Source organism: Mycobacterium sp. (assembly GCF_044342925.1).
In the GTDB taxonomy this organism is placed as follows: Bacteria; Actinomycetota; Actinomycetes; order Mycobacteriales; family Mycobacteriaceae; genus Mycobacterium.
Map to the genome: position 1 here is coordinate 1 of NZ_JBIIOV010000197.1, position 5,595 is coordinate 5,595.

At 71.1% G+C, this 5,595-nt stretch carries 4 protein-coding genes and 1 pseudogene; 4 read left to right on the forward strand and 1 reads right to left on the reverse strand.

All coding sequences use genetic code 11. The features are described 5' to 3' along the window. A pseudogene (locus ADBZ6I_RS15655) lies at positions 1 to 633 on the forward strand (FUSC family protein); the annotation flags it as partial. Positions 634 to 635: 2 nt separating this feature from the next. Here the strand turns inward: ADBZ6I_RS15655 and ptsP are convergent. After that, the gene (gene ptsP / locus ADBZ6I_RS15660; RefSeq protein ID WP_526385438.1) at positions 636 to 2,312 is read right to left on the reverse strand and encodes a phosphoenolpyruvate--protein phosphotransferase; all 1,677 of its coding nucleotides are present in this window, start codon (positions 2,310 to 2,312) and stop codon (positions 636 to 638) included. 118 nt (positions 2,313 to 2,430) lie between these two features. On the opposite strand from ptsP, the gene ADBZ6I_RS15665 reads away from it, so the two are divergent. From ADBZ6I_RS15665 to ADBZ6I_RS15675, 3 genes are all read left to right on the forward strand, one after another. Next, complete coding sequence (locus tag ADBZ6I_RS15665; protein ID WP_526385440.1) at positions 2,431 to 3,201, forward strand: DeoR/GlpR family DNA-binding transcription regulator; 771 nt, start codon at positions 2,431 to 2,433, stop codon at positions 3,199 to 3,201. A gap of 19 nt (positions 3,202 to 3,220) precedes the next feature. After that, positions 3,221 to 4,216, forward strand: a complete 996-nt coding sequence (gene pfkB / locus ADBZ6I_RS15670) for a 1-phosphofructokinase (RefSeq protein WP_526385442.1) — start codon at positions 3,221 to 3,223, stop codon at positions 4,214 to 4,216. Beyond that, positions 4,213 to 5,595 (forward strand): fructose PTS transporter subunit IIA (locus tag ADBZ6I_RS15675; protein ID WP_526385444.1); only part of this gene is annotated, 1,383 nt, incomplete at its 3' end. The genes pfkB and ADBZ6I_RS15675, both read left to right, overlap by 4 nt.

Sequence of the window (5,595 nt, forward strand, 5' to 3'; positions counted from 1 at the left end):
TGGCAGATCGGCCTGGTCCGCATCGAAGACGTCATGCTGGGCGGTGCGGTGGGCATGGTGGTGTCGGCACTGATGTGGCCCGGCGGCGCCAGCACGGCCGTGCGCCGGGCCATTGACAACGCCGTGCTGGCCTGTTCGTGGTACCTCGACGCGGCAGTGACCCGGGTGACCCGCGGGGCGTCGCCGGACACCGATACGGCGGTCGCCGAACTGGGGTCGGAAGCACTGGTCGCCGCACGCACCCACGGCGACGCGGTGCGAGTGTACGTGGCCGAGACCAACGGAACCATCGACGTCGCCCAGGTGGAGAGCGCCGATCGGATTCCGCGGTTGCGGACCGCCGCCGACCTCATCGCCGACGTCGTGCCACCCCCGACCGGAGCTTTCCCGATGACGCGAAATGTGTTGGAGCACTACACCGCTGCGTTGTGCGCCTGTATCGAGCAGGTTAACGCTCCGGCGTCGCTGCCGGAGATCAGCGACGAGTTCGTCCCGGCGCTGCGCGCGGAGGCCATCTTCACCGCCGACCCCGCGCGGGCGGCCCTCCCCCTGGTGACCGTGGCGGCCACCATCGGGGAGCTGCAGCTGACCTATCCCACACCGAGTGCGGACGTCGAGGCCGTCACCGCCTAGCGCTAGCCGAGCACCGCCTGCGCCGCGGCCCGCGCCTCCGCCGGACCGGCGGTCGCCAGCACCGCCTCGGCCGCGTCCTTGCACTGCTGCAACGTCACCGTCGACAGTTTGGCGCCGACCGGGGTGACCGCTGAAGCGGCCGCCGACAGCGACGTCACACCCAGGCCGATCAGCACACAGGCCAGCAACGGGTCGGCGGCGGCCTCGCCACACACCCCGACCGGCTTGCCGGTGGCCTGCCCCGCCCGCGCGGTCTTGGCCACCAAGGCGATCACGCCGGGCTGCCACGGGTCGGTCAGCGTCGCTAAGTCCGACGACATCCGGTCGGCGGCCATCGTGTACTGGGTCAGGTCGTTGGTGCCGATCGACAGGAACTCGACGTGCTCGAGAATCCGCTCAGCCAGCAGCGCCGCCGCAGGCACCTCGATCATCACCCCCGGATACAGACCGCGCGCACGGGCCAGTTCGGCGAACCGGCTGGCTTCCTGTGGGGTGGCGATCATCGGCGCCATCACCCACGGTGGGTTGCCGGTCCGCTCGGCGGCCACGGCGATGGCGTCCAGTTGGCGGCCCACCAGATCGGCGTCGATCTCGATGATCCGGAAACCCCGCACGCCCAGCGCCGGGTTCTCCTCCTCGGGGCTGTTGACGAACTTCAGCGGCTTGTCCGAACCCGCGTCGAGGGTGCGGATCACCACCTTCTGGCCGGCGAAGGCGTCGAGCACCTCGGCGTAGATGAGCGCCTGCGCATCGACGCTCGGCTCGGTGTCGGCGTCCAGGAAGCACAGCTCGGTGCGGAACAGGCCCACACCTTCGACGGGCGACTGCTTGGCCGCGCGGGCCGCTGACCCGTCGGCAACGTTGGCCAGGATCGACACCGGATGACCGTCGGAGGTGGCTCCCGGTCCGGTCCAGCCGGCCATCGCCGCCGCCGCGACGTCGGCCGTCGCGACCGCCGCCGCCGCCTCGGTCCGGTCCGGGTTGAGGGTGACGGTTCCCCGGCTGCCGTCCAGCAGCACCATCGCCCCGGCCGGCACGCCGTCCAGACCCTTCACCGCGACCACACAGGGAATACCGAGCTGGCGGGCGATGATCGCGGTGTGGCTGGTGGGACCGCCCAGCGTGGTGGCCAGGCCGACGACGCGGTGCGGGTCCAGGCCGGCGGTGTCGGCGGGGGCCAGATCCTCGGCCAGCAGGATCGATGGCTCGACCGGCTCCGGAACTCCGGGCGCCGGCAGGCCCGCCAGTTCGGCGATGACGCGGTCGCGGATGTCCTTGAGATCGGTGACCCGTTCGGCCATCAGGCCGCCCATCTTGGTGAACATCTCGATGAACTGGCCGGCTGCGTCGTTGGTCGCGCGCACCGCCGGCTTACCCGCCTTGATGGCGTTCTCCGCCGACCCCAGCCAGGCGCGGTCCTGGGCCAGCTGGGCCGTCGCGGTCAGCACCTCCGCGGCGGCACCGCTGGCGGCAGCGGCACGCTCACGCAGCCGCTCGGCCACCGTGGCGGCGGCCGCCCCGAAACGGGCAACCTCCGCGGGACGATCCGGTTCGGGCAGTTCGCCCCCGGGATCCAAGTCCTGGATCGGAGGCAGCCGGTTAGCCCTGATCACCGGGGCGAAACGAACTCCCGGAACCACCGGGACTCCCTGCAGAACTGCTGTTTGTGGGGCGGTCATGCAGTGGATTAGAGCAAAACGTTGACAATCACACACGGGCGGCGGTAAAACCACACATATCAACATAAATGCGGGGTAATCCCACAGAGTTGATTCGCGAGGGGCTTGAGGGGGTGTCGTGTATCCGGAGGAACGCCAGCAGGCCATCGCCGCGCAGGTGATTTCCCACGGGCGAGCCTCGGTGGCCGAACTGGCGCAGACCTTCGACGTCACCACCGAGACGGTGCGCCGCGACCTGGCCGTCCTCGACCGGGCCGGGGTATTGCGCCGGGTACACGGCGGGGCAGTGCCGACCCGGGCGCTGCACCTGGTGGAGCCCAGCCTCGACCAGCGCGAGTCCACCCGGTCGGCGGATAAAGAGTCCATCGCACGGGCCGCGGCTGAGTTCCTCCCGCAGTCCGGCTCCACCGTCCTGGTTGACGCCGGCACCACCACCGCGCGGTTGGCCGGTCTGCTTCCGCCGGACCGCGAACTGTTGGTCCTCACCAACTCGATCCCGATCGCCGCGCGGCTGGCCGGCCTCGGATCGGTGTCGCTGCAAGTCCTCGGCGGCCGCGTCCGGGGTCTAACCAAGGCCTGCGTCGGCGAGCAGGTGGTGAACACTCTCGCGGCCCTGCGCGTGGACATCGCCTTCGTCGGCACCAACGGGATCACCCTGCGTCACGGCATGTCCACCCCGGACCCGGAAGAGGCCGCGGTCAAGCGCGCCATGGTCGCCTGCGCGAACTTCGTTGTGGTGATGGCTGATTCATCCAAGATCGGCCGTGAGGACTTCGTCAGCTTCGCTCCGATCGACGCCCTCGACGTGCTGGTCACCGACGCCGAGATCAGCGCCGCAGACCGTGCCGGCTTCGCCACCGAGGGACTGGAAGTGGTTGTTGCACAGTGAGAATCAACATGGGAGCCGCATGATCGTCACCGTCACGCCCAACCCCAGCATCGACCGCACGGTCACGCTGCCCGCCGAATTGGTTCGCGGCGGTGTGCACCGGGTGACGTCGGTGTCGTCCGAACCCGGCGGCAAGGGGGTGAACGTCGCCCGAGCGCTGACCCTCGCCGGTCTGGACGTGGTGGCGGTGCTGCCGGCCGGCAGTCACGATCCGATCCTGGCGGGCCTGCAGGTGCAGGGCGTCGAGTTCGAGGCGGTGCCGGTTTCCGGCGGGGTGCGGACCAACCTCACCATCACCGAACCGGACGGCACCACAACGAAGATCAACGAACCCGGCGCCACCCTTGAGCCGTCCGAAGCCGAAGCCCTGGCGTGGGCCGTCATGCAGCAGGCTCGGGGCGATCACTGGGTGGTGCTGTCCGGTTCGCTGCCGCCCGGCCTGCCCGACAGCTGGTATTCCGACATGACGGCGGCACTGAAAGCGCACGGCTGCAAGGTGGCGGTGGACACCTCCGACGCCCCGCTGGCCGCGCTGGCCGCCGGCCTGGAACGCGCCGCGCCGGACCTGATCAAGCCCAACTCCGAGGAACTCGCCAGCCTGACCGGGGTGACAGCCGAGTCGCTGGAGTCGGCGGTGCAGCGCGGTGACGCCCAACCCGTGGTGACGGCGGCGCGCCGACTGATCGACCGCGGCGTGGGTGCGGTGCTGGCCACCCTGGGGTCGGCGGGCGCCCTGCTGGTCGACCGCGACGGGGCCTGGCTGGCGACGCCGCCGCCGATCACACCGCGCAGCACCGTGGGCGCCGGTGACTCGTCCCTGGCGGGTTACGTCCGCGCCGACGTGGAAGGCGCCGGGGCCCCCGGCCGGCTGCAGATGGCCGTTGCCTACGGCAGCGGCGCCGCGGCGCTGCCCGGCTCGGCGATGCCCACGCCGGCCCAGCTCAATCTCGACGATGTGACCGTCATCGCGGTCGCCGCCGCCCCAGTCGAATCCCGATCCGAAGGTGCGCTATGACAAACACTGACATCATCAGCACCGATCTGGTGCTGCTGGACGCCTCCGCGGGGGCGGACAAGACGGCGGTGATCAACCGGTTGGCCACCCTGATCGCCGATGCCGGCCGGGCCGACGATGGCGCCGCGCTGCTGCAGGCGGCGCTGGCCCGGGAGAGTCAGTCGGCCACCGGCCTGCCCGGCGGGATCGCCATTCCGCACTGCCGGTCCGCCGCCGTGCGCCAGCCGTCGATCGGGTTCGCCCGACTGGCCGATCCGGTCGACTTCGGCGCCGCCGACGGGCCGTCGGATCTGGTGTTCCTGATCGCCGCTCCCGAGGGGGCCGGTGCCGAGCACATGAAGCTGCTGTCCAGCCTGGCGCGGGCGCTGGTGCGCCCGGAGTTCGTGCAGTCGCTGCGCGAGGCTCCGACCGCCGCCGACGTCGTCGGCCTCGTCGAGGGCGTCGTCCGCCCGCCGGAGTCAGTGGCGGGCGGCCCGGCGGGCGGGGCGGCTGCAGCCGCGGGCGTCGCCGCATCCGCTGCACCGGCCAGGGCGGCCGCCACGACGTCGTTGGTCGCGATCACCGCCTGCCCCACCGGAATTGCGCACACCTACATGGCGGCGGACGCGCTGAAGCTGGCCGCCGAGCGCGCCGGTGTGAACCTGACCGTGGAGACCCAGGGCTCCTCCGGCAGCACTCCGCTGAGCGCGGCGACCATCGACGGCGCCGGCGCCGTCATCTTCGCCACCGACGTCGGCGTCAAGGACCGCGGGCGTTTCGCCGGTAAGCCGGTGATCGCCTCGGGAGTCAAACGGGCCATCAACGAGCCCGACGTCATGATCGCCGAAGCCGTTGCGGCCGCGGGCAATCCGAACGCCGCCCGGGTCGAGGGCACGGCCGCGGCAGCCGCGTCGGGCGGGGCGGCCGCTGCCTCGACCCTGGGGTGGGGAACGCGGATACGCCAGATCCTGCTCACCGGTGTGAGCTACATGATCCCGTTCGTGGCGGCCGGCGGCCTGCTGATCGCGCTGGGCTTCCTGCTGGCCGGCTACGAGATCGCCAATACCCCTGAGGGCGCGAAGCCGCTCGCCTTCGGAATGAACTCGTTGGGCAGCCATATCGCGACAGAAAACACGCTGACTCAACTGCCCCCTGGCGGGCTGACCGAATATCTCGGCGCGGTGCTGTTCACTCTTGGCGGCCTCGCGTTCATGTTCCTCGTCCCGGCGTTGGCCGGCTACATCGCCTTCGCGATCGCCGACCGGCCCGGGTTGGCGCCCGGCTTCACCGCCGGCGCGGTGGCAGTGTTCGTCGGCGCCGGCTTCATCGGCGGCATCGTCGGCGGTCTGATCGCCGGCTTCGCCGCGCTGTGGATCAGCAAGTGGAACGTGGCGTCGTGG